This window comes from Pseudomonas khorasanensis (assembly GCF_014268505.2).
GTDB classification, from domain to species: domain Bacteria; phylum Pseudomonadota; class Gammaproteobacteria; order Pseudomonadales; family Pseudomonadaceae; genus Aquipseudomonas; species Aquipseudomonas khorasanensis.
The window spans coordinates 971,749-995,246 of sequence record NZ_JABWQP020000001.1; the positions used below are offsets into that span (position 1 = coordinate 971,749).

A 23,498-nucleotide genomic window follows, 5' to 3' on the forward strand; every position below is an offset into this window, starting at 1 on the left:
TCGCGAGCAGGCTCGCTCCCACAGGGTTGTGTGTTGGTTCTCCCCGGAGGGAGTTTCTTCAGGGCGAACACGCCCCCTATGGCGAGCAAGCCCGCCACACAGTCGTTCAGTTCAATAACCGGGGTGGCGTCAGATCGCCGGGGGCTTTCGTGGCGCTCGTGGTTTTTTCTCGGCTGCTTTTTCGCCCGGCGGCACTACTTTCGGCGCGGCGGCAGGCTTGGCCTTTGCCGCCGGTTTCGCTTTCGCAGCGGCCGGGGCTTTGCTGTCGAGGCCCTTGGTATCTACGCCTTTCGCTGTTGTAGTCTTGCCTGCAGCCTTGCTGCCTGCCGCCTTCGGTGATTTCTTCGGTGCGAGGGCTTCTGCCTCGGCCAGTTTGCGCGCCATCTCCCAATGACGGGCTTCCTGGCCCTCCGGCTGTCCCTCCGATTCCCAGATCTGATAGGCGAATTCGCGGATGCGTTTATCGTCGGTGCTCATCGCAATGCTCCTGAACTGAACGTGTACTTACTTCAAGTGTTGGATGAAGAGATTGACCGGGACATCCCCCAGCGCGTCGCTGACATTCAGCTGCCTGTTGTGTGTGACTGCGCTGCTTGCAAAAAGTCCCTTCAGGTTTATGTCCGAAGCGGCGGACGGTAATACCACCCGCGTATCGCCCCAGCGCAGCGCATCGACCTGAGGGTTGGCACTGTTTTCCAGCAAGGTTGCGCAACGCACCGGCACGATCACAATGGCCAGTTGGTCTTCGTGTTCACGCGCAAACGCCAGCACGTTGTGCGCCTGACTGCCCAGCACCTCCAGCGGCTCATAGCTGCCATGACGGAACAGTTCGCTGTGCGCCTTGCGCAGGTTCAACACCTCGCTGATCAGCGCCTGCTTGATGCGCCCGTCACGCCAGTTCGCCAGCAGTTCGCGGGTCGCCACGGACGCTTGCAATGCCTGCTCGCGCGCCGCGTAGTCCACTGGCCGACGATTGTCCGGATCGACCAGGCTGAAATCCCAGAACTCGTTGCCTTGATACAAATCCGGAACGCCCGGCACGGTCATGCGCAGCAAGGTTTGCGCCAGGCTATTGAGCGCGCCGGCGGGGGCGATGCTGTAGACGGTCTTGATCAGGGCTGCGCGCAGCAATTCGCCTTCTTCGCCGGTCAGCAGTTTTTCGGTGAAGGCTTGCGCGGCGTTTTCATAAGCTTCGTTCGGTGCACTCCAACTGCTTTGCAGTTTGGCTTCACGCAGGGCTTTCTGCTGCCATTGCCAGATTCGTTTGGCGTAGTCGGCAAAACCGGCCCGGTCGTCCTCCAACAAATCCAGCGGCCAGCTGCCGAGCAGGGCCTGATAAAGGATCAGTTCGTCACCTGTCGATGGCATTTGCTCGTCGCTGCGCACCGGGCGGGCGAGCGCGCGCCACAGTTCGATCTGCTCGGCATACCAGTGGCTGCGCTCGCTGAGCACGGCGAGCCGCGCCCGCGTATCTTCGCCGCGCTTGTGGTCATGGGTGGCGGTGGCCAGCAGGTTGTCGGGGAACTGCGCCATTCGCTGCTGATTGGCTTCGTGGAACTCACTGAGCGGCGCGCTGAATTGCTCGGTGTTGTAACCGACGTCATTGCGCGACAGCAGCACAGCCGAGCGATACAGCGCGGTGTCTTCCACGGCCTTGGCCGCTGCCGGCGAAGTCAGTTGCTGGAAACGCACGCAGGCATGCTTGAGGATCTTGCGCGAGCGGCCACGAGGCTTGCGCCGCCATGGCGTACCGCCGAGCCAGCCGGCAACCGAATCGAGCACCGGCCAGTCGCCTTCGCTGAGGGTTTGCCGCGCACCGTCCATGGCATGCTGGAAAATCGCTTCGTCCTGTTCGGAACGGCCCAAGGCAGTAATGTAAGTGCGGTAAACCGGGAAGTGCACGATCAGCGCGTGCAGCACCCGACGGATCGCGCCCAGCGTCAGATCGCGGGTCATCAAATCATCTCGCGCCACCTGCAGCAGGGCTTGCGCGACACTTTCAAAATCACTGGCCAGCGAGCCATTGAGGATTTGCTGACGAGCCAGTTGCGCCTCTTCCATGAACGCTGCCGGGCGCTCAGCGCGGCGCTGCCACAGTTCGCCGAGCACGTGTTCGCCAGCCGGATCGTGTTGCAGCAGCGACAACTGATTCATGAATTCGTAACCGGTGGTGCCGTCCACGCTCCAGTCGCGGCGCAGGGTTTCGCCTTCGCCGAGGATCTTTTCGACATAGATGGGCAAATGACGACCCGGGGCCAGGTGGTCGAGACGACGGCGCAGTTTTCGGCAGTAACCACGCGGATCGGCGAGGCCGTCAATGTGGTCGATGCGCAGGCCATCGACCAGACCTTGTTCGATCAACTCGAAGATTTTACGGTGGGTCGCTTCGAACACAGCCGGACGTTCGACGCGCAAGCCGCCCAGTTCATTGATGTCGAAGAAACGCCGCCAGTTGATGTCGTCCGCCGCCGTGCGCCAACTGGCGAGGCGATAGCTCTGGCGTTCGAGCAACTCGTGGAGTTTGTGGAAGCCGTCCTCGGTGGTCGAGTCGTATTGGGCGAGGTTGTTTTCGATAATCCCCAGAACGTGCGGGTCGCTCGCCAGTTGCTGCAGCTCTTGCTTGAGCGGCATGGCCAACGAATGGGCGTCGGTCTGATAGCTCAGGGCGCTGAAACGATCGGCCAGGGATTTCAACGTCTCGTCGCCCTTGAGCAGTTCGCCGTAATCGTTCGGGCAGATCGGGAAATGATGGTCGTAGTGCTCAACGTAGAAGCTGGCGGTCTGTGCATTGAACTGCAGCTTCAACGTGCCTTCCTGCAACGCAACGCCGTAGTCGCTGCCCAGAAACGGCAACAGCAACTGGCCTTCCATCAACGGATCCGGCGAGTGCCACTGAATGTCGAAGAACTCGCCATAAGGGCTAAGGCGCCCCCATTCCAGCAAGTCGAGCCACCAGGGGTTGTCGTTGCCACCCACGGCCATGTGGTTGGACACGATGTCGAGAATCAGGCCCATGTTGTGTTCACGCAGGGTGCTGACCAGACGACGCAGCGCGGGCTCGCCGCCGAGTTCCGGGTTGACCTGGGTTGGATCGACCACGTCGTAGCCGTGCATGGAGCCGGCGCGCGCCGCCAGCAGGGGCGAGGCGTAAATATGGCTGATGCCCAGTCGGGCAAAGTACGGCACCAGTGGCACCGCTTGTTCGAGGGTAAAACCTTTATGAAATTGCAGGCGCAAAGTGGCGCGCAAGGGCTGGATCAGCTGTTGATTCATTGGTCACGCTCAGTGGCTTGAAGGCGCGCGCAAGCCAGCAGTTCCAGGCGGCGGGCGGCATCGGGGCCGTCCAGCAGCGCTTCGCTGGGACCGGGCAAGCGTCGCGACCAGTTCGGATGTGTATCGGTAGTTCCGGGCAAGTTGGCTTGTTCATCAATGCCAAGCGCATCTTCCAGCGGCAGCAATACCAGCGGCGCGCGGGTATGACCAAGGAATCGCACGCTGGCATCGACCACTTGATCGGCTTCGTGGGATTCTTCGCGGAAATTCTGTGGGTCCTGATGCAAGGCGTCGCGCAGGCCTTCGCGTTCGCGCTCGCGGTGCCGGCGCCATTCGATTTCGCCGTTGGCATCGACCATCCCCAGGCGCGCGTTCCAGTCGATGTCACGCCCATGCCACCAACCGTTGAGCGTCGGCAGGTCATGGGTGCTGGTGGTGGCCAGGGCGTCGTCGGGCCAGTCGAGAATCGGTTTGAAGCGGGTGTTGTCCTGTTCGAACAACAGCACGCGCATGCCCAGAATCGATCGCGCGGCGAGTTTTTCGCGCAAGCCTTCCGGCACCGTGCCCAGGTCTTCGCCGAGGACGATGGCCTGGTGCCGATGCGACTCAAGCGTCAGCAGGCGCAGCATGTCGTCAAACGGGTAATACAGATAAGCACCATCGGAGGGCGCCGCGCCGTTGGGAATCACCCACAAACGCTGCAGGCCCATCACATGGTCGATCCGCAGCCCGCCGGCATGGGCGAAGTTGGCGCGCAGCATGTCGATGAAGGCGCGGAAACCGTTGCGGATCAGACCTTCCGGGGAGAATGCTGAAATGCCCCAGCCCTGACCCGTGCGGTTGAGAATGTCCGGCGGCGCGCCAACGGTCAGCGATGCCAGCAGCTCGTCCTGAAAACTCCACGCCTGACTGCCGGCGCCATCGGCACCGACAGCCAGGTCTGCAATCAGGCCGATGCTCATCCCGGCGCTGCGCGCGGCGGTTTGTGCCCGCTCAAGGCAGCGATGAATCAGCCATTGGCAAAAGGCGAAATAGCCGATGCGCTCGGAATATTCCTCGGCGAAGGCTGCCAGCGCCGCGCCGCGCGGGTCGTGCCAATGCTCGGGCCACTCGCGCCAATCGAGGCTTTCGCCACGGGCGGCGCGCATTTCCTGGATGGCTTCGAAACGGCAATGATTCTCCAGCGCTTCGCCGCCGGTATGGCGGAAACTGGCGAAGTCCGGGTGCAGCGGATGATCGCCGGCGACGAAGCCGTCGTACAAGGCTTGCAGGAGTTTTTGCTTGGCTTCGGCGGCGGCGGGCCAATCGATCAGCTTCAGGTCTTCGAGTTGCGAAAATTGCCCGGACAAACCGCTGGCATCGATCGCGTCACGCAGCGCGCGTTCGCCAAGGATGCTTCCCGGCGCCGCGTAGAGTGAGTTGAGAAACAAGCGGCTGGACGGCGAATAAGGGCTGTAGCGACCGGTGTCGGCGCTGAACATTGCGTGCATCGGGCTGATCGCCAGCGCGTCGGCGCCACGCTCGCCGGCCACCCGGACCAATTCTTCCAACGCCTGAGTGTCGCCGAAACCGCCATCGCCGGGGCGGCGCAACGCATACAATTGCGCACTCAAACCCCACGCACGGGGCGTCGGGCTGTCGACCGCATCGCCGACGCTGAAGCAGCGCTCAGGCGCAACCGCGAGGGTGAAATACTGATCGCCGATGTGCACCTGCTGGTAGCCGACCGGGATCATGCCGGGCAACATCGCTTCGTTGTCGAGCTTGAGATCCATCCGCGAACCGTCTTCGAGGTGGACTTCACAGGGCGTTTCAGGGGCGAAATAGCGGCTCAGGTCAAGCGCGACGCCGAAGTCGCTGGTCAGCAAGGGTGGCAAATGTCGGTCTTGCTGGACTTCTTGCAGTTCCAGCAGGCTGGCATCGATTTCTTGCGCGGTGCTGGCCGGGTGGCCAAGTCCGATCAAGACATTACGTAATACGGCAGGAGCGACTTTCTGCTGACGCCCGTTGGCGTCGATCCAGTCAACGGCGAGGCCGGCTCGGCTGGCGAGTATTTCAAGTTGCGCATCGCTCATAGGCGCTCTCCATCCAGAGGGGGCAAAAGGGGTGCGGCCGTGAGGCTGACGAGCGCGGTGTACGCCGGCAGTTGATTCGGGTCCGACAGTTCAATTGCGGGAGGCTGTTGGAACAGCCACTCGGTATCGGTCTGTGCAGGGTTGACCACTGGCGTGTTGCTGAGGTTCAGGTCAATTCGCAGCTCACTGCCATCGCCCAGTCGCCAGCGTGCGCTGACGGCGCCATAGCCCAGCATTTGCGCGCCAAGGGCTTGAGTACCCGAGAGATGCGGAACGATGTGCTCGTGACGCAACTTCAGGAGTTGGCGGTAAAGGTCCTGGGTCTGCTGCTGCAAGGGCGTGCCGCTGCCAACCAGTCGCGGCTGCGAGGCGCGAAAGGTTTCTTCGGCGTTGGGATCGGGAATCTGCTCGCGCTTGTGCGGATCGGTAAACGCACTGAACGCGGCGAATTCATTGCGCCGGCCTTCACGCACCAGTTCCGCCAGTTCACCGTGGTGGCTGGTGAAAAACAGGAACGGCTGCTCGGCGGCATACTCGTCCCCCATGAACATCAACGGGATCATCGGCGACAGCAATAACAGCACGGTGGCTGCCTGGACTGCGCGCGGATCGGCTAGCTGGTGCAGACGCTCGCCAAAGGCGCGGTTGCCAATCTGGTCGTGGTTCTGCAGGAACAACACGAATGCGGTGGAAGGCAGATGTTCGCTCGGTTCGCCGCGTGGCTCGCCGTGGCGGGTGATGTGGCCCTGAAACACAAAACCCTGACTCAGGCATCGCACCAATTGTTCGGTGGGTTGCGCCGCGTAGTCGGCGTAATAAGCGTCGGTTTCGCCAGTGAGCAGCACATGCAGCGCGTTGTGGCCGTCGTCGTTCCACTGTGCGTCGTAATCGTTCTCCAGCAGGCTCGACTGGTTCAGCTCGTTTTCCACGTTGAGCCAGACGTGGCGCGTCGGATCAATCTGTCGACGGATACGCTGGGCCAGATCGCTGAGGAAATCCGGATCCTCGATCGCGTGCACGGCATCCAGGCGCAGGCCGTCGAAGCGATATTCCAGCAGCCACATCAAAGCGTTTTCGATGAAAAACTCGCGCACTTCGGGGCGACGGAAATCGATCGCCGCACCCCAGGGCGTATGTTTGTCTTCGCGGAAAAAGCTTTTGGCGTAGCGGTGCAGATAATTGCCATCGGGGCCGAAGTGGTTGTAAACCACGTCGAGGATCACCGCCAGACCATGGCCGTGAGCGGTGTCGATCAGGTGTTTGAGTTGTTCGGGTGTGCCGTAGGAAGCTTGCGGCGCGTAAGGCAGTACGCCGTCATAGCCCCAGTTTCGGTCACCGGGGAATTGCGCCAGTGGCATCAGTTCGATAGCGGTGATGCCCAGCGCTACCAGTCGCGCCAGATGCTGTTCCACTTCGGCAAACCCGCCGAGCGCACCGACGTGCAACTCGTAAATGACCGCTTCGTTCCAGGGTCGGCCTTTCCAGGCAGTGTGCCGCCATGAGTAAGCGTGTGGATCAACCACCACGCTGTGACGGTCGATGTCACCGTCCTGCGCCCTGGAGGCCGGGTCCGGCACCTCCAGTTCCCCGTCGATGCAGTAGCGGTAGCGGGTTCCCGCCGGACAGCGGGTCTTGATGACAAACCAACCATCTGCCTCGTGGAGCATCGGCACCGATTGTCCATTTTCCAGCTCAACACTGACGTAAAACGCGTCGGGCGCCCACAGCGCGAATTGCGTGTGCTCGGCATCCAGCATGATCGCGCCGTGGGGCCAGGTTTCTTGGGTCCTTGACGGCATTTTTTCTACCTCCCTGGTTATTTGTGGCTGGCTTTACCCAGGGCCTTGGCGACCAGTTGTTCGTAAAGTTCGGCATACGGTTCAACGGCTTTGCTCCAGTTGAACGGAGCCGCCATCGCCCGGCATCGCATCGCGTTGAGCAGTTCGGGGAAAGCGAAGACCTTGAACGCACGGCTCAGGGCTTCCTGGTAGCTTTCAACGGAAGATTCATTGAACAGAAAACCGGTGACGCCGTTTTCGATGGTGTCTGCCAGGCCGCCGGTATTGCGGGCGACCGGCAACGAACCGAAGCGCTGGGCGTACATCTGGCTCAAGCCGCAAGGCTCATAGCGCGAAGGCATCAGCAGGAAATCGCTGCCGGCGAACATGCGTCGGGCATCGGTTTCGTTGAAGCCGATGCGCACTCCGATCTGGCCGGGGAAGCGCAGGGCGAGCTCGCGCATGGCTTGCTCTTCTTCCGGTTCGCCCCGACCGATGATTGCGATCTGGCCGCCGTTCTGCACGATGAACTCCGACACTGCTTCGGTCAGGTCCAGACCTTTCTGATACACCAGGCGCGAGACCACGGCGAACAGTGGGCCGGTGGAATCGTGTAAACCAAACAGTTCACGGACATGGGCGGCGTTGATGGCTTTACCTTCCCAGTCACCGATCGCGAACGGTGCAAACAGGTGCGGGTCAGTGGCTGAGTCCCAGCTCTCATCGATGCCGTTGGGAATCCCGCTGAGCAGGCCTTGCTGGGTCTTGGCGGCGAGAAAACCGTCGAGACCGCAGCCGAAATCCGGGGTGGTGATTTCCTGCGCGTAGGTGGCGCTGACCGTGGTGATATGGCTGGAGTACGCCATGCCGGCCTTGAGGAACGACATTTTGCCGTAGAACTCCATGCCTTCCTGTTGCAGCGCATGAGCGGGAATACCCAGCTCGGGGCAGGAACCGAGGCTGGTTACGCCTTGGTAGGCGAGGTTGTGAATGGTGAACAGGGTCGGTGTGCGCTGTCCACGCCAGTGCATGTAAGCGGGCGCGAGGCCGGCAGGCCAGTCGTGGGCGTGCACCAGATCCGGGCGCCAGTGAATTTGCGCAAGGTTGGCGGCGATGTCGGCAGCGGCGAGCCCCAGGCGGGCGAACCGAATATGGTTGTCCGGCCAGTCACGCCCGTTGTTGGCCCCGTAAGGCCCGCCTTCACGCTCGTAGAGTTCAGGGCAGATCAATACGTAGATCACCAGGCCGTCGGGCATGTCCATGCGGCCAATCTTGCACGGTGGCAGCGCGGCATGACCGCCGAGCTCGCCGATGATGTGAATCGGGTTTTCGCTGTGCACCACTTGCGGGTAACCGGGTATCAACACGCGCACGTCATGCAAGTGGGCCATGGCCCGGGGCAGGGCAGCAGAAACGTCGCCCAGACCGCCGGTCTTGACCAGGTCAGCGATCTCCGAGGTCACGAACAGCACTTTTTTCTTGTTCGGATTCTGACTTGCTACCGGAGCAAGTGTCTTTGTGCCGGGTACGTTGATCTGTCGGCTGCCGGGAACACTGATGGTGCTCGATTCTCCAAGCGACTGGTGAGCACGCTCTCCCTGAATATCCAATGCCGCACTGATCATATGTATCTCCCGTGTGTGATCTGATTCTTGTCTCTAACAAGCGATTTCATGGCCAAGTCCTGTGGCCGGGCGCAAATGCGCCACGCATCGGCGAGCAAACGCTAACCCAACACGCGCAAGCAGAATGGGTGGTGAGGCCGTTGCAAGGATTACACCAGTCGCTTTCGCCCAGTTGTTCTGATGACCTGTGGCGTGAAGAGAAAGTTTCGACTTTTTTTCTGTGTTGTGACTGAGTGGTTTTGCCACCAGAAAATGAGTCTAGGCCAGATCCTAGAGCGGGTCGGGTCAGAGGGGGAAATTGTTCGACAATCGGTTGTGTCGGGATGTGAGCGAAGGTTTCTCAGGGCAAACGCTCCGACGAAGGGCATGTTTTTCGTTCGGAGTGGGCCAGAACGGTGACTGATCAGTCACGGTTTTGTGCTAGGGGATAGGGTGGCTGCACCGATTTGGTGCGCGGCATTAGGAGGGTGGTGTTGGTGATGCCCTTTCGCGAGCAGGCTCGCTCCCACCTTTGAGTGCATTCCAAAGGTGGGAGCGAGCCTGCTCGCGAAGGGGGCGCCCTCATCAACACAACAATCGGTGAAACCTCAATTCAACAGGCGCACCGGCTCCCCGGCAGCCCAGGACTGAATATCCTCGATCATCTGCCGGAAAAACTGTTCGTAGTTCTGCCGGCTGACATACCCCACATGCGGCGTTGCCAGGACGTTGTCCAGCGTGCGAAACGGATGCAGCGCCGGCAGCGGTTCCTTCTCGAACACGTCCAGTGCCGCCCCGGCGATGCGCTTTTTCTGCAATGCCTTGATCAGCGCCGCTTCATCGACGATCGGCCCGCGTGCGGTGTTGACCAGCAAAGCAGTCGGTTTCATCCAGCCCAGCGCTTGCGCATCGACCAGACCGCGACTGCGCTCGCTGAGCACCAGATGCACCGACAGCACGTCGGCCTGTTCGAACAGTTGCTGTTTGCTGACGTAAGTGACGCCAACCTGTTCCGCTCGTTCGGCGGTAAGGTTTTCGCTCCAGGCAATCACGCGCATGCCGAACACCTGACCGAACTGCGCCACGCGCTGGCCGATGCTGCCCAGGCCGAGAATGCCCAGCGTCTTGCCGTGCAGATCGCCGCCGAGCCCTTGCTGCCATTGGCCGACACGCAGGGCATTGGCTTCTTTCACCAGGTCTCGCGTGGCCGCCATGATCAGCGCCCAGGTCAACTCAGGCGCGGCGTGTTTGTAGCTGTCGGTGCCGCAAACCGGTATACCCAGCGCCGCAGCGGCCGGCATGTCCAGCGCGGCATTGCGCATGCCGCCAGTGACCAGCAACTTGAGGTTGGGCAAACGCTGCAGCAGGTCAGCGTCGAAGCGCGTGCGCTCACGCATCACGCAAATCACCTGGTACTTGCCCAGGCGTCCGGCCAGCGTCGAGTTGTCGGCCGGGTAATCGTGCTCGAACGTTACTTCACCGATACTCTCGAGCACGGACCAGTCGACCACATTGCGGGCCACGTCCTGCCAGTCATCGATCACTGCAATCTGCACCGTCATCGCCTCACCTCATCATGGAGCGGAAGGGGTCTTGCCCAGCCAGCCGATCAGCGCCTGGTGGAATTTTGCCGGTTCTTCCATTTGCGGCGCGTGGCCCATGCCCGGGAATTCCACCAGCGTCGATTGCGGAATCAGCTTGGCCACCTCTTTGCCGAGCACGTCATAGCGGCCGATTTTCGCTTTCACTTCCGGCGGCGCGAGGTCTTTGCCGATTGCCGTGGTATCGGACGTGCCGATCAACAGCAGGGTCGGCATCTTCAAATCCTTGAACTCGTAATACACCGGCTGGGTGAAGATCATGTCGTAGATCAGCGCCGAATTTCGCGCCACCGGAACCTTGCCCGGGCCTTTGCTCAGGCCGGCGAGCATATCGACCCAGCGGTCAAATTCGGGCTTCCAGCGACCGTCGTAATACGTGGTGCGTTCGTACTCGCGAATGCCTTTGGCGGTGACCTTCAACTCTCGCTCATACCACTGGTCCACGGTGCGATAGGGCACGCCGAGGGCTTTCCAGTCTTCCAGTCCGATCGGGTTGACCATTGCCAACTGATCGACCTGCTCGGGAAACAGCAGCGCATAACGCGTGGCCAGCATGCCGCCGGTGGAGTGGCCGAGCAGGGTGGCTTTCTGAATGCCCAGGGCCTTTAGCAATTGCTGAGTGTTGGTGGCCAGTTGCTGGAAGCTGTATTGGTAGTGGTCGGGTTTGCTGGAGGTGCAGAAACCGATTTGATCCGGGGCAATGACGCGGTAACCGGCGTCGGTCAGGGCCTTGATCGAACTGTCCCAGGTCGCTGCGCAAAAGTTCTTGCCGTGCATCAGCACGACGGTGCGGCCGTTGGCCTTGCCATTGGCGGCGACGTCCATGTATCCCATTTGCAGCTTCTGGCCCTGGGATTCAAACGCGAAGTGTTTAAGCGTGTAGGGATACTGAAAACCTTGCAGCTCCGGGCCGTAGGCAGGTCCTTCGGCGGGGGCAGTTTCAGCAGCAGCCTGCGCCAGCATTGGCAGGGCAGCAGTGAGGAAAAGGCCGGGCAACCAGCGGGTAAGCGTGACGGACATAAGCACAGACTCCTTGTAAATTGACCGACTCTGAAAGGCCGGGATTACGCCGGCGTTAAACAAGGGCAACTACAGGGGCTGATCGTTCAACCGAGCCAGCCCAGGGTCAGCATGGCCAGCACGCCGTATCGCGCACCCTTGGCCAGCGTGACGATTAATAAAAAACGCGCGAGCGGCTCGCGCATCACTCCGGCGACCAAGGTCAGTGGATCGCCGATCACGGGCAACCAACTGAGCAACAGCGACCAGTGCCCGTAACGCTCGTAGTGTTTGCGTGCCTTGGCCATGTGCCGGGGACTGACGGGGAACCAGCGCCGGGCCTGAAAGCGCTCGATGCCACGGCCCAGCCACCAGTTGACCAGCGAGCCGAGCACATTGCCCAGTGTCGCCACCGCCAGCAATCCCCATAGCCAGTAGTGACCGCTGGCAATCAGGCCGACCAGAAGCGCCTCGGACTGCAACGGCAGCAGCGTCGCCGCACCGAATGCCGCAAAAAACAGGCCGAAGTAAGCCGCGCCCATCAATGCGCCGGGTAATCCGCCACGACCACATCAGTGCCGTCCTTCTTGAGGCCGATCACTTGATACGCGTCACTCATGCCGTCCATTTCCATGCCTGGCGAACCCATCGGCATGCCCGGCGCGGCAACGCCCAGCAGATCATCACGCTTGCTCAGTGCCAGCACCTGATCGGCGGGCACGTGACCTTCGACAAACTTGCCGTTGATGAGCGCCGTGTGGCAGGAGGCCAGGCGCGGTGGCACGCCGTGTTGTTGTTTGAAGCTGCTCATGTCGGTTTCGACGTGGTCTTCCACTTTGAAGCCGTTGGCTTCGAGGTGGCTGATCCACTTTTTGCAGCAGCCGCAGTTGGCGTCGCGGTGGACTTCGATGGGAAGCGGATCGGCGGCCTGTGCCAGGGAAGAGATAAACAGGGCGCTCAGGGCGAGCAGACGCAGGTGGGTTCGCATGAGGGGCTCTCGACTCGGGTGACGGTCAAAAGAACGTATTTTGACCGGTTTTTTCGCCCCGGCATCAACTGAGTGTTTCCAGTTGCTACAAGACACCCGAACCATTGTGGGAGCGAGCCTGCTCGCGAATGCGCTGGATCAGACGCAAATCAAGGTAACTGAACAATCGCTTTCGCGAGCAGGCTCGCTCCCACAGGGATTCATGCGATATCCGAAATCACCGTGGGCGCGCGTCACTCAGCTGACCTTGAACCGCCCCATGATCGCACTCACCCGGCTGTTGGCATCCAGCAGTTGGCGGGTATTCAGTTCGCTGGCCTGGCCGCTCTGCACCAGTTCATCAACCATGTGCCGGATCTGCACCATGCTGCGGTTGATTTCTTCGGTCACCGCGCTTTGCTGCTCGGCAGCGGTAGCGATTTGCGTGCTGAGGCTGTTGATATGGCTCACCGAGCCGGCCATTTCATCGAGCCCCGAATTGACCCGGGCCGTGGCGTCGGCGGCGGACTGGCAGCTGGCCTGGGTGTTTTCCATCGCACTGACCGACGAACTCACGCCCTGTGTCAGGCGGGTCAACATTTCGTTGATTTCCGAGGTGCTTGCCTGCGTGCGGGCGGCGAGAGCGCGGACTTCATCCGCCACCACCGCAAAGCCGCGTCCCTGTTCACCGGCACGCGCGGCCTCAATCGCCGCGTTGAGGGCAAGCAGGTTGGTCTGGCCGGCAATCGCGCCGATCACACCGAGGATTTCGGTGATGCGCTGGGCGTCCTGCTGCATGTTTTCAACTTTGTGCGTGGCGCTGGCCACTTCATCGATCAAGGCGACCACGCTGTTGGTCGCTTCACCGACCACGACGCGGGAGCGATCAGCGTTTTCGTTGGCACGCTGGGTGAACGCGGCCGTTTCAGCGGCGTTCTGCGCGACGCTTTCGGCGGTCGAACTCATCTCGGTAATGGCGGTAACGGTCTGGTCGGTTTCCGAGGCGTGACGCAGCAGAATCTGACTGGTGTGCGCCGAAGTGCGCTGCAGGTTGTCGAGACTGGACGCCATGGCGCCGGTGGCCTGGGTGACTTCGCCGATCATGTTCTGCAGATAAGCAATGAAGGTGTTGACCGAATGGCCGATGGCACCCAGTTCGTCTTCGGCGCGGATGGTGATGCGTCGGGTCAGGTCAGCGTCGCCACTGGACAGCAAATCGATGTTGGCCTTCAAGGCTTTCATACGCTGTACCAGTTTGCGGATCGCATAGACCTGCAGCAGCACCAGCAGGATCACCAGTGGAATCTGGATCAGGCTCAGGCTGTTAAGCACGTCATCACGCTGGGCGGTCAGCATTTTGGTCGGCAGGGCGGTGGCGAGGAACCACGGTGTGCCTTCGATCGGGCGCATGAAGAAGGTGCTGGCTTCACCGTTGTTATCGAACTCGACGCGCTGCGCCTGATCGCGGTTTTGCAGGCCTGCCTTGATCTGATTGACGAAGGTCGAGCTGGCGGCCAGCTCACTGATGTTCTTCAGCACGATCGGGCCGCTGATGCGCGAGCTGTTGCTGATGATCTTGCCGTCGGCTTCGACAATCAGCATCTCGGCATTGAGGTCTTTTTCCTTGCGCGCCACCAGGTCATTGAAGAAACCCAGAGTGACGTCGATGGTCGAGACACCCCACGCACTGCCGTTCTTGTAAATGGCCATGGCGCAGTTGGTGCGTGGCTCGGCACTGGCGTCGTCCTTGTAGGCGGCGGCCCAGGCGCATTGGCCGCGCGGGGTGGCCATGCCGCCCTTGTGCCAGCTCTGATCGTAGTAGTTGGGTGCGGCGTCGCTGTTCCAGAACGTGTTGACCTTGAGGTTGCCGGAGGCATCTCGGTGCCAGAAGGTGCTGAACTTGTTGCGCCCGGCTTCACGCTGCCCCGGTAGAGGCCAGATACCGCCGCCAAAGACTTTCAGTTCGCCGTATTGATCTACCAGCCCGGGCAACACCGCGTCGATGGCGGCGCTGTCGAGCAACGGGATGGTCTGGGTAATGCTGCGTTGTTGCGCCTGCACTTTGTTCAGTTCGCCCTGAATGTGTACGGCGACTTCCGCGATGCGGTTGAGTACGACCTTTTCTTCGGTGTCGCGAAGGGTTGGCGCAACCAGTTGGCTGATGCCGGCCACTGTCAGCACTGACAACAACAGGATAAACAGAACCAGAAACAGCGTGTAGCGAGCCTGAATAGTGCGCAGTGCGGGCATGGAACTGATCCTTGAGCGGCTTTTTTTTGTTGGAAGGGGGCGAATGAAACAGGACGGGTATCACAGCGTATCGTCGCTGCGGCCGGAAGCTTTAGGTACTCGCGTGCCGAAATAAACGCAGAGCGATGGTCGGTAGGTGTCGGGATTGATACATGCGCATGATCGGCGCTCGAAAGCCTTGTTCGTTACAGTTTGATGACCGCTCTGGTGCAACGTTTACGGGCTTCAATCTTTGCGCGCGAATGTACGTGTTTTGTAAAAAAGATCATAAAAGTGTTGGTGCCATCAGTTTGGTCGGCTGATACTTGCGCCCATTCAGTCCGTTGAACAAGGACATTTCATGCCCATTACACAAGGAGTCCTCGCATGACTATCGGATATACAGGTACCTGGGAAAGCAAGGCCGGCGTAATGGTCCGGGACACCGGAGCCAAGAAACAGGTTTCGCAAAGCGTCAAAGTGCAGCAAATGCTGACGCTGGTCGGTAACGATCCGAACGCGCTGAATGTGGCCGAGATGGACAAACAGGGTTTGCGCAAGCAGATCAAAGGCTTTGACCCCGCCAACGTCTCCGTCAAGCAGCTAGGCAACCTCAGTGAGTTCCTGCGCGGGCGTGGACTGATTTCCGAAATCACTTCGATCACCCTGCTCAATGCCGGCGACAAATTCGACCGTTTCGGCGTGCAGAAAGACCCGGATGCCAAGTTCAATGCGCTGGAGTATTTCGCGACCCAACTCGATGCGATCCAGACCAACAGCCTTAATGGCAACTACTACGGCAAGAGTCTGATCCCGGAATTCAAGAAAGCCATTTACGTCCTGCAGAATCTCAAGACTTACGGCGAAGGCAACGCGGCAGTACCGAGCGACAAAGGCATGACAGCCAAGGCTTGAGCCAGGTCGGCGTCGCCCGCTCGCGCCTGAGCGGGCTTATGCTGCTGCGTTGCGCAGGATCAAGCGTCCGGCCGGGCGCCCAAAGCGAGTTGCCGCTGAGCCTGATCATGCAACTGCTGAATGTGCGGGCAATGTAACGCCAGCTTGCGCGGGCGGCAGCCCCGATGGAACAACGCCAGCCATCCCCCACGGTTGTCCAGCGCAGGTGCCAGCCCCGTGAATGCAAAGCCCAGGTCGTTGAGGCTGTGCAGATCCGCCGCGAAATGTCGGGACAGGTTCAACCGGATCGAAATCAGCCAATGCCTGGGCAGCGTTTTCAACTCGTTGAGCAGTGGCGGGTCGAGTTTTTCCAACAGCATTTCATGTCGATTACCGTGTTGTTCAAGCTGAACCGGCGCGCCGCGCCAGCGAGGCATGCTGTTCGCGACGCCGAACATCTCCGACAGCCGCTGCATGAAAGAATGGCAACTGGCTGGCCAGGTCTGCTCGGGCAGTGGTCGCTGATAGCCGTCTATGGCGCGCACCCCCAACACGAGCGTCTCCGGTGTCTTGCAGCCGAACGGTGAGCGGACATAGTCCGGCAATAATCCGGTGTTATGGAAACCGAGCCTGCTGGCCATGCGTTGGCTGTAAGGATGATGGGTCACCTGTTTGATCGAAACACTGCGACAACCCAGCGCCTGTGCGTGAGTGAGCAATTGCTCGCCCAGCCGCGTGGCGATGTGCTGTCCACGGGTGTCGGGATGAACCACGCTCAAGGCCAGTTCGGCATCTTGGGCGTTGGTTGCCTGCCGGAACAGGGTGGCGTGGCCACGAATCTTTTCGCCTTGCACCGCGACCAGAGAGTGCCAGCGTTTCTGCGCATGTTTCTGACTGATCAGGCACGGCAGATAGACCTCGGTCTGGGCGTATTGGTCACCGTAGACCTCGCGAAACAGTTCACTGATCGCGCCGGCGTCGCTGTCACGGTAGTTGCGCAGAATCATCGATTCCATCTGGCACCTCACTCATGTTGGTCATAGCGACGCAGATCGACGATCCGCAGGCTTTTGCCAGCGCGCGGGTGGCGCGTCAGATCTGCGAAGCCGCAGCGCTGAATGCGTATTTCCAGTAACCGGGCGGCCTGCAGTTGCGATATTTGCGGGTACAACTCGATCAGCCGTACCTGGAGCATTTGGCAGATCTGGTCTGTAGTAGGCGCACGTTCGCCGGGCATCCATTTCAGCGTCAGCACATCCCCACCGTTGGCCTGCTCGATCAACAGCTGCCAATCGTCGCTGCCAGTGATGCAGCGTACGTTTTCGCCAATTTCACTCGTTATCAGCGACAAGATTCCTACCCGAACCCGTTGGCTGTTTCCGCTGCGTCCCTTTAAAGCAAATTTACGTCGCGCGGTGCCTGCGGGCTCGCGCCAGCATGCCAGGTCGCCCACGGGATAGCGGATCAGCGGCATCAAGCGGCGATGTGGGCTGGTCAGCACGAGCAGACCGGTTTGATCGCAGGCCTCGATCGTCTCCCCGGTGTGCTCGTCAATAATCTCCAGGAGCGCGTGGCCGTCAGGCGAGCGGTGTTCACCCTCATCGCAGTCACGATCGCTCGCACCGATGAATCCGGCGTCGACACTGGCGTAGCCCATGGAGGCAATACGCGCGTTGGGCAGCACTCGCTCCAGGCGTTGGCGTTGTGAGGCGAACAGGCTTTCGCCGCCGTACAGTACCGTATCGACAGCGGGCAACGTGCGTTCGTTTTGCTCGAGCCAACTGGCGAAGGTCAATAATTGCGCAGGTATGCCGGCCAGCACATTGATCCGGTACTGGGCGATAGCATCGGCCAGCACCGGCGGTTCGACTTCACCGGTGAACGGAAACTCGGTAATACCCGTTGTGACGTGGGCCAGCGAATCGTGGACAAACAGAAAACTGGCATAGAGGTCGCCGGAGAAGAACAGATTGGCGACCCGGTCTCCCGGGCTGAATTGCGCGCTCAGGCTGCGCCCGAAATTATCCACCGTCTGCTGCCATTCGGCACGGGTATAGACGGAGAGCCTGCCGTTACCGGTCGAACCGCCGGTTTTGAACACCAGGGCATGCTCAACGCCGGCCGTCAGTACCGGCCATTGATCAAGGGACTCGCTGTGGTTCCAGAACGCCGCAGAATCAAGCAAAGGCAGTTCACACAATGTGTTTATTGCTTCCGGGACATCAGCAAGGGAATTTTTATAATAGGGCGAATGCTGACGGGCGAAACTCATCAATTCACTAATCAGGTCGGTTGTTTTCACGGTGTATTCTTTTTTGGATAAAACTGATTCATCACGCTGGAAAGTTAGCGGCGTGAGTCAATGAGCATCGGCGTCTTGCCGCTGTGTTTGTTTTGCGTGAACTGTACGGGCGAGCGCTGCTCGATCTGCAAAACCAGCAATCCGGTCTCGATGACAGTCATCAGGGTGAAATAATCGGCGAGCCGTGCCCTGACCGCGTCGGCTGCAAGTTCACTGTGCACTTGCATACGCTCGATGCCTTCGGCGTCGTGGTCCAGGCGTAACTGAAACGGTACTTGCAGTCGCGTGGCCAATTCGCTCAGTGAGATAAAGTCGGTGCCGATGCGCAACAACTTGCCGTGGCGCTGCAACAATTCGAAGCGTGGCGTGGCGAGCCCGCAGGCGCAGACGCCGGGCAGCCAGCGCCCCGTGTCGCCTATCTCATAACGTTGCACCGGCTGGCCACCTTCGCGAGCGAGCGAGGTCACCAACAGCCGACCCACTTGATCGTCGACGATCGCCACATCCTCATCGAACGCGACGATTTCCAGTTGCTGTATCTGACTCATCAGATGGAACACGCCATCCTGCGAGACCCTGCATGCATGGCCGAGAGGGCCGGCGTCGACACTGCCGTAGATCGCCGAGCGGATAGTCGACACGCCACAACTGCGCAGTAATTCACGGTTCTGCTCGCTCACGTGCTCGCCGCCGAGAAAGACTTTTTCGACACCGCCGTAAGCGCGCAAACGATCCTGCTCGTTGAGAAACAGGCGGTGCAGCGTGCTGGGCATGCCCACGAGCACGTTGACTCGCTGATCGATGATCAACCCGGCGATTTCCCGATAATCATCATCGGTGGGTGCGGCCATGGGCAGTTGCGTCACCTCCAGCAGTTCGAGCGCTTTGGTGAAGCTGAGGAACCCGCCGTACAGCCCGCCACAGAAAAACAGGTTCATGACCCGATCCCGCGCCGGCTCAAGGCCTGCGGCGAACAGACCGTCAGCCGTGGCGCGCATCTGGCGCTCGAAATCGTGATAGCTGTAACCGGCCAGGGACGGCGTGCCGCTGCTGCCTCCGGAGCGGAAATACAGCTGCGCCTGATCGTTCAAGGGCTGGCCGATGAAAGCCTCCTTGTCCATGATCGGACCGCATGGCTTCGCTGGTAAGGGTACGAGATTCAGATTGGCCTGATTCGCCAGCTGCGTGTTCGCCAGACTCACCGACACCCGGCGACTCAGGCGTTGCAATGCGTACACCCCGTCATGGGGCTCGCCCTCGTAACCGTCATGAATACTGTTGATCGGCGCGATACGCGTAACCCCGGCTGCAAGCAGCGTCTGTGTCAGCTCGACAATGCGCGATTGCTCGCACATCAGCGCGCAGCTTTGCAACACGTTGCGCCATGGCAGCAGTGTGGCCGTCAACAGCGACTGCGGTACGGGATGCAGCAATACGCTGCGAAACAGCGGCGAGGGCGCAAGTTGGCGGTCATGCGTCCAGATCACCCGCCAGCCTGGGCCTTTCCAGACCTGGCCGGTTTGTCCGGCAAAGCTTTGCGCCAGACGCGCCATCTGCGTGTGGGTAGTGATTTGCGAGGCTTCCTGCGAGGTCGGCACCAGGGCGGGCCAATTGGCGCTGCGACGTTCGAAGGCCTGCGCCAGCTGTTCACCGATCGCGCGTAAAACCTGCGGATCATCGCTGTCCACCATTAGCCATTGCGGGCTGGAACAGGCTTGTTGATCCAGGCGGCATACTTCATCGGCCACGGCATCGAGCGCCTCGGGCGTGGCAGCTTCGGCAGACAGATACACGAAGCTGATGCGATGCCCCCAATCAATCCAGCGGCAACCCGGTGCCAACTGCTGCCGAATCGCCTGGAGGGCCGCTTCGCCACCCCACGCCGCAACACCGTTGGCGTGTTTGCATAATTGCCCGATCTGCTCGGTGCCGGCGGGTATAACCGCTACATACCCGGCCAGTTTCCCGCTCGGGTCACACGCGACCAGCGCGCACAGCAGACGTGCCGTCAGCCCTTGATCGCTGCGGCTGGGACGCAGCCAGTTGACGTTGCGGGCGAGCAGGCTTTCGACCACCGCGCAGAAGGCCAGGAGCGGCGCGTTGGCGGGGGTTACGTGCACCACGAGTCCGAGTGGGCGCCAGGATTCGAAGCGCGGCTGGCGATAATCGATGCGCTGTAGCGAATCAGCCTCTGCGCCTAATTCGCGCTGGCACTTGTACGCCAAGGCTTCGGGCTGGCAAAAATCGATCAAGGCCTGCCGCTGTTCGCTGTCCAGGGGCAGATCCGCTTGCGCCTTACGCAAACGCTCGGCGAAGCGCGCGGTAGCCTGGATGACCATGCCGCTGTCGAGTGCCGTTGTCAGGTGCTGCGGCAACTCCCGTTGCAGTTGTTGCAGTGCTTCGTCCAGGCCGTATGTGTCGTGCAGTTGTCCGTTGATCAAATACATATCAGTGACTTCCCAGTAGTTCGGCGGCGGCCATCGCACAGCTTCGGCCCCCCGTGGTGCCAGCGCGGCCATTCAGTTCGAACCAGTCGGTGGTTAATCCGCAACCGCAACTTGTGCCGGGGTGCAGCGTGGCCAGATCGCTCATGACCACAGCATGGGCGGGGCTGGAGGAGATATAAGGCGAGACGAACCCGAGCAGGCCCTGTTGGCCATAGGGCAGCAGGGAAAAATCCATCGGGTCGCGGATCAGCACCCGTGAGTACACCGGCACGTGGAAATGGTGGCGAGCGCACTCGATGTAAGGCACGGCATGCTCGACCGCGCCGTAACCGTCGCGGCAGCGGGCGGGTTCGATGCCCAGTTGCCGATGGATATGGGCGTATAGCTGTTCTTTGGGAATTTCCTGCGCGGCCTGTGTTTTCCAGCCTCCGCCGAAAAACGCCAATGAACCCGCCGGCAATTGCAAATCCTGTTCACCGGTGTGCTGCATGCGTTGCAGGGTCTGCCAGAGAAATGCCGGGAAGCCGAAAATCCTCACCGGCAGGCCTTCTTCAGCGAACGACTGCAACGCGGCGATGACGCCGAATACATCGAATTGATGGCCGTTACCGGTATTGCGCAAGGCGTAAACCAGGCGATTGACGGGGGCAAACTGGCAGAGAAACTGGTCGGTGAACGAGGTGCCGAGCGTAACGCGCCCCTCGGGCTCATAGCTGAGCAGCAGGTAGTTGCAGGGCGTCTCGGGAGTGTCCCAGCCGTAATGGCGGAAGATCTGCGCGACCATGAATTGCGCCCGCGCCAGGCTGCGTTCGTCATAACGCATCCGGCTTTTCTGCCCGCTGGTGCCAGACGATGTCAGCTCCAGGGCGTCTGCGCCAGTGCTGCTGAGCAGCAGCTGCTGCTTGAAGAAACTGGCGAAGATCGGCGGCAGACTCGACCAGTCCTCCAGGCCGTCAAGGTCCTGAGGTTTGAGTCCATGAGCATTCAGCCAATGTGCGTAACCGGGCGTGTGATTGCAGTGAAACCGGCTGATTTCAGCCATCGCCTGATCAAAAAGACCGGCCGCAGCGGAATCCCTGCAATAGGGTTCCGTCAACGCGCAGAGCGCGTCGGCAAAAGGGAGATGATTCATTGATGTTCCTTATTGAGGCGAGGCCACGTCAGGTGTGGTGGTTTGCAAGAGCCGGTACATCAAAGGCAGGCACATCAGCCCGCCGAGTGCCGCCCAGAGGGAAAAGTATTCAAGACGGGTGCCGCCACCGATGGCTGCGATCAGCGAACCGCCGAGGCCCATGACCGCAATCGAGATCATGCCGGTCAGCGCCGAGACCAGGCCTTTGCTGTCCTCCGTGGAAAACAGCGCCAGGCGATACACTGCCGCGTTGCTCATGCCCAGCCCGACGGCGTACACCGACAGGCTCGCCACCACCGGAGCGAGTCCCGCACCGAGCACTGCGCACGCCGCCAACAGCAGCAGACCCAGGCAGAACGGCCAGAGCGCCAGTTGAACCAATTGCGGCAACGAATGGGTCTGCAGTAACCGGTCGAGCATCAGATTGCCGGCGATGACAGCCGAGAACACCGGGATCTGCCACAGGCCATATTCCAGCGGCGTCAGCTCCAGAACCCGGACCAGCAGCAGCGGCGCCAGACCGATCCAGGCGATCAGCGGCAGGCTCATCAGGCCCAATGCCAGACTGGCACAGAGGAAACGCGGATTACCCAACAGCGCGCCATAGCGCTGAAAAGTGAAGCGCCAGGAGAAGGGCACCCGCGCGTTTCGATGACCGTCGCGGCGCTCCACACCCACGGTTTCCGGCATCCATAGAAACAGGCCGACCCAGACCAGCCCGGCAGCGCAGCCGAGCGCCAGAAAGATCTGTCGCCAGCTCAGCCATTCCAGCAGCAGAATGCCAAGCAGCGGCCCGAGAAGCGGCGACAACAAGGCAACATTACCCAGCAGCGCCATCAGCCTGACGGCGTCGGCTTCGCAGAACACCTCCTGCAATGCCGGGTAGCTGACCGCGACGACAAACCCCAGGCCCATGCCTTGCAGCAGGCGTAGCAGGTTGAAAGCTTCAATGCTGTCGGTAAAAAACGCCGCCATGCAGGACACGCCAAACAAGGCGCTGCCAACCAGTAACAGCGGCCGACGCCCGTATTGATCGGACAACGGCCCGAGCAACCATTGCAGGCAGACGCCACCCAACAGATAAAGATTGAACGCATTGGGAACATGCCGCACGTCTGCCCGGAGTTCGGTCGTGACATCCAGCATTGCCGGCATGATCACGTCGCTGGCCATGTAGGTGAGGAGTTCGAAAGCGGTGAGCGCCAGGCAAAAGCCTGCTACCTGTCGGCGGTCGATGTTTATGAGTGTTCTCTGCACAAAATCCCTGTTTATCGGCTGTAGGAGGTGCGCGGAGCCTAGGCGTATAAACGCGGCGGACTTATCCGTTTGATGCGTCAGCAGATTTCAAGAACTTTCGAGATGTTTAAAGAATGAGCGGAGCGCTAAACGTGTTTACCTGGCCGCGAATGCGCAAGAATCAAAAATGCCTGCGATAGCGCGGGCATTGTTTGCAGTGGGCAGGCTGCGCCAGATGCTTGGCCACCTTGGAGCCAAAACGCTCCAGCGCCTGTAAGATGAGACCCTGTTCGCAGCGGCGCATCGCGACAACCGGTAAGCGTATGGCATGCAAGCGGATACGCACGGATACATTTCAACGTTTCAGGAAACCGCAATGACCCAGAAGCAACGCTTGATTTATTCGATTCTGATCGCCCTGTCCGTACTGGCGATCATGCTTGGTCTGTCCTGGCTGCAAAACGCCGGCATGATCACCGAGAAGACGTTCCAGTACGTCGCCATCGGTGTGGCAGTGGTTGTGGTAGTCATCAACGGCGTGATGCGCCGCAAGGTCAAGACCTGACGGCGGCTGCGACAGGCCTCATTCGTTATTGAGGACGGCGGCAGCCTGTGGGTGCAGGCTGTAACTCTTGTCGGCGTTGAAGGTGATCACGCCTTCGGCGCACAAGCGTTTAAGCACTTCACGGACGCTGAGAAAGGATAACGGCACATCCAGGTCGAGCAACTGGCTATGGACACCGCGCACGCCCAGTCGACGATTGCTCTGTGCCGCCACCAGCAGGGCGTCGATGACTTTCAGGCGAATCAGGCTGGTGCGCAGGCCGAAACTCTTGAGTAGAACCCGAATACGCTCGTTTCCGGGGCGTTCGCCGCGCGGTGTGAAGTCACCTGTGTGCGTGTTCATGGAAGCGCCGTGTTTCGCCTGGCTACCGTCCGTTGGTAGTTGCGGGTTGTACAT

Annotated in this window: 18 protein-coding genes; 2 read left to right on the forward strand and 16 right to left on the reverse strand. The window is 60.5% G+C overall.

The annotated features are described in order from the left end of the window. Positions 1-129: 129 nt before the first annotated feature. The 10 genes from HU727_RS04530 to HU727_RS04575 form a co-directional block, all read right to left on the reverse strand. Positions 130-477 (reverse strand): DUF2934 domain-containing protein, encoded by a 348-nt coding sequence (locus HU727_RS04530; RefSeq protein ID WP_186528470.1) that lies wholly within the window; start codon positions 475-477, stop codon positions 130-132. Positions 478-504: 27 nt separating this feature from the next. After that, a complete protein-coding gene (locus tag HU727_RS04535; protein ID WP_186528471.1) occupies positions 505-3,273 on the reverse strand; it encodes a malto-oligosyltrehalose synthase in 2,769 nt (922 codons plus the stop codon). Beyond that, a complete protein-coding gene (malQ, locus tag HU727_RS04540) occupies positions 3,270-5,348 on the reverse strand; it encodes a 4-alpha-glucanotransferase (RefSeq protein ID WP_186528472.1) in 2,079 nt (692 codons plus the stop codon). Before malQ ends, HU727_RS04535 begins: the two co-directional genes overlap by 4 nt. Beyond that, positions 5,345-7,147 carry a malto-oligosyltrehalose trehalohydrolase gene (gene treZ, locus HU727_RS04545; RefSeq protein ID WP_186528473.1) on the reverse strand — a complete coding sequence of 601 codons (1,803 nt, stop codon included), beginning with the start codon at positions 7,145-7,147 and terminating at the stop codon, positions 5,345-5,347. Before treZ ends, malQ begins: the two co-directional genes overlap by 4 nt. Before the next feature lie 17 nt (positions 7,148-7,164). After that, the gene (gene glgA / locus HU727_RS04550; RefSeq protein ID WP_186528474.1) at positions 7,165-8,751 is read right to left on the reverse strand and encodes a glycogen synthase GlgA; all 1,587 of its coding nucleotides are present in this window, start codon (positions 8,749-8,751) and stop codon (positions 7,165-7,167) included. 587 nt (positions 8,752-9,338) lie between these two features. After that, on the reverse strand, positions 9,339-10,292 hold the full coding sequence (locus HU727_RS04555) for a D-2-hydroxyacid dehydrogenase family protein (RefSeq protein WP_186528475.1): 954 nt from the start codon (positions 10,290-10,292) through the stop codon (positions 9,339-9,341). A 12-nt stretch (positions 10,293-10,304) separates the two neighbouring features. Further along, entirely contained in the window at positions 10,305-11,351 is a 1,047-nt protein-coding gene (locus HU727_RS04560; RefSeq protein ID WP_186528476.1) for an alpha/beta fold hydrolase, read from the reverse strand. A gap of 86 nt (positions 11,352-11,437) precedes the next feature. Beyond that, positions 11,438-11,872, reverse strand: coding sequence for a YqaA family protein (locus HU727_RS04565; RefSeq protein WP_186528477.1), 435 nt, complete (start codon positions 11,870-11,872; stop codon positions 11,438-11,440). After that, a complete protein-coding gene (locus HU727_RS04570; RefSeq protein WP_186528478.1) occupies positions 11,872-12,318 on the reverse strand; it encodes a DUF411 domain-containing protein in 447 nt (148 codons plus the stop codon). The genes HU727_RS04565 and HU727_RS04570 overlap by 1 nt, the downstream gene beginning before the upstream one ends. A 237-nt stretch (positions 12,319-12,555) precedes the next feature. Further along, positions 12,556-14,547: a methyl-accepting chemotaxis protein gene (locus tag HU727_RS04575; RefSeq protein WP_186528479.1), complete on the reverse strand. Its 1,992-nt coding sequence runs from the start codon at positions 14,545-14,547 to the stop codon at positions 12,556-12,558. 366 nt (positions 14,548-14,913) lie between these two features. On the opposite strand from HU727_RS04575, the gene HU727_RS04580 reads away from it, so the two are divergent. After that, positions 14,914-15,441, forward strand: coding sequence for a hypothetical protein (locus HU727_RS04580; protein WP_186528480.1), 528 nt, complete (start codon positions 14,914-14,916; stop codon positions 15,439-15,441). Positions 15,442-15,500: 59 nt separating this feature from the next. On the opposite strand, the gene HU727_RS04585 is transcribed toward HU727_RS04580, so the two are convergent. Genes HU727_RS04585 through HU727_RS04605 form a run of 5 tightly spaced genes read right to left on the reverse strand, consistent with a single transcriptional unit; the run spans position 15,501 to position 22,558 of the window. Beyond that, positions 15,501-16,436 (reverse strand): GNAT family N-acetyltransferase, encoded by a 936-nt coding sequence (locus tag HU727_RS04585; protein WP_186528481.1) that lies wholly within the window; start codon positions 16,434-16,436, stop codon positions 15,501-15,503. A gap of 8 nt (positions 16,437-16,444) precedes the next feature. Continuing rightward, complete coding sequence (locus HU727_RS04590) at positions 16,445-17,722, reverse strand: phenylacetate--CoA ligase family protein (protein ID WP_186528482.1); 1,278 nt, start codon at positions 17,720-17,722, stop codon at positions 16,445-16,447. A gap of 44 nt (positions 17,723-17,766) precedes the next feature. Then, complete coding sequence (locus tag HU727_RS04595) at positions 17,767-20,169, reverse strand: acyl-CoA reductase (RefSeq protein WP_186528483.1); 2,403 nt, start codon at positions 20,167-20,169, stop codon at positions 17,767-17,769. Position 20,170: 1 nt separating this feature from the next. After that, positions 20,171-21,301, reverse strand: a complete 1,131-nt coding sequence (locus HU727_RS04600; RefSeq protein ID WP_186528484.1) for a LuxE/PaaK family acyltransferase — start codon at positions 21,299-21,301, stop codon at positions 20,171-20,173. A gap of 9 nt (positions 21,302-21,310) precedes the next feature. Next, positions 21,311-22,558, reverse strand: coding sequence for an MFS transporter (locus HU727_RS04605; protein WP_186528485.1), 1,248 nt, complete (start codon positions 22,556-22,558; stop codon positions 21,311-21,313). Between the two features lie 355 nt (positions 22,559-22,913). Between HU727_RS04605 and HU727_RS04610 the strand changes: the two genes are divergently transcribed. Then, entirely contained in the window at positions 22,914-23,102 is a 189-nt protein-coding gene (locus HU727_RS04610; RefSeq protein ID WP_186528486.1) for a hypothetical protein, read from the forward strand. Between the two features lie 18 nt (positions 23,103-23,120). Here the strand turns inward: HU727_RS04610 and HU727_RS04615 are convergent, their stop codons facing one another. Then, complete coding sequence (locus tag HU727_RS04615; protein WP_186528487.1) at positions 23,121-23,498, reverse strand: fe2+ zn2+ uptake regulation protein; 378 nt, start codon at positions 23,496-23,498, stop codon at positions 23,121-23,123.

Coding starts and splice junctions, on each gene's coding strand:
- HU727_RS04530 (WP_186528470.1), bottom strand. CDS start 477: ATGAGCACCGACGATAAACGCATCCGCGAATTCGCCTATCAGATCTGG.
- HU727_RS04535 (WP_186528471.1), bottom strand. CDS start 3,273: ATGAATCAACAGCTGATCCAGCCCTTGCGCGCCACTTTGCGCCTGCAA.
- malQ (WP_186528472.1), bottom strand. CDS start 5,348: ATGAGCGATGCGCAACTTGAAATACTCGCCAGCCGAGCCGGCCTCGCC.
- treZ (WP_186528473.1), bottom strand. CDS start 7,147: ATGCCGTCAAGGACCCAAGAAACCTGGCCCCACGGCGCGATCATGCTG.
- glgA (WP_186528474.1), bottom strand. CDS start 8,751: ATGATCAGTGCGGCATTGGATATTCAGGGAGAGCGTGCTCACCAGTCG.
- HU727_RS04555 (WP_186528475.1), bottom strand. CDS start 10,292: ATGACGGTGCAGATTGCAGTGATCGATGACTGGCAGGACGTGGCCCGC.
- HU727_RS04560 (WP_186528476.1), bottom strand. CDS start 11,351: ATGTCCGTCACGCTTACCCGCTGGTTGCCCGGCCTTTTCCTCACTGCT.
- HU727_RS04565 (WP_186528477.1), bottom strand. CDS start 11,872: ATGGGCGCGGCTTACTTCGGCCTGTTTTTTGCGGCATTCGGTGCGGCG.
- HU727_RS04570 (WP_186528478.1), bottom strand. CDS start 12,318: ATGCGAACCCACCTGCGTCTGCTCGCCCTGAGCGCCCTGTTTATCTCT.
- HU727_RS04575 (WP_186528479.1), bottom strand. CDS start 14,547: ATGCCCGCACTGCGCACTATTCAGGCTCGCTACACGCTGTTTCTGGTT.
- HU727_RS04580 (WP_186528480.1), top strand. CDS start 14,914: ATGACTATCGGATATACAGGTACCTGGGAAAGCAAGGCCGGCGTAATG.
- HU727_RS04585 (WP_186528481.1), bottom strand. CDS start 16,436: ATGGAATCGATGATTCTGCGCAACTACCGTGACAGCGACGCCGGCGCG.
- HU727_RS04595 (WP_186528483.1), bottom strand. CDS start 20,169: ATGTATTTGATCAACGGACAACTGCACGACACATACGGCCTGGACGAA.
- HU727_RS04600 (WP_186528484.1), bottom strand. CDS start 21,301: ATGAATCATCTCCCTTTTGCCGACGCGCTCTGCGCGTTGACGGAACCC.
- HU727_RS04610 (WP_186528486.1), top strand. CDS start 22,914: ATGACCCAGAAGCAACGCTTGATTTATTCGATTCTGATCGCCCTGTCC.
- HU727_RS04615 (WP_186528487.1), bottom strand. CDS start 23,498: ATGTACAACCCGCAACTACCAACGGACGGTAGCCAGGCGAAACACGGC.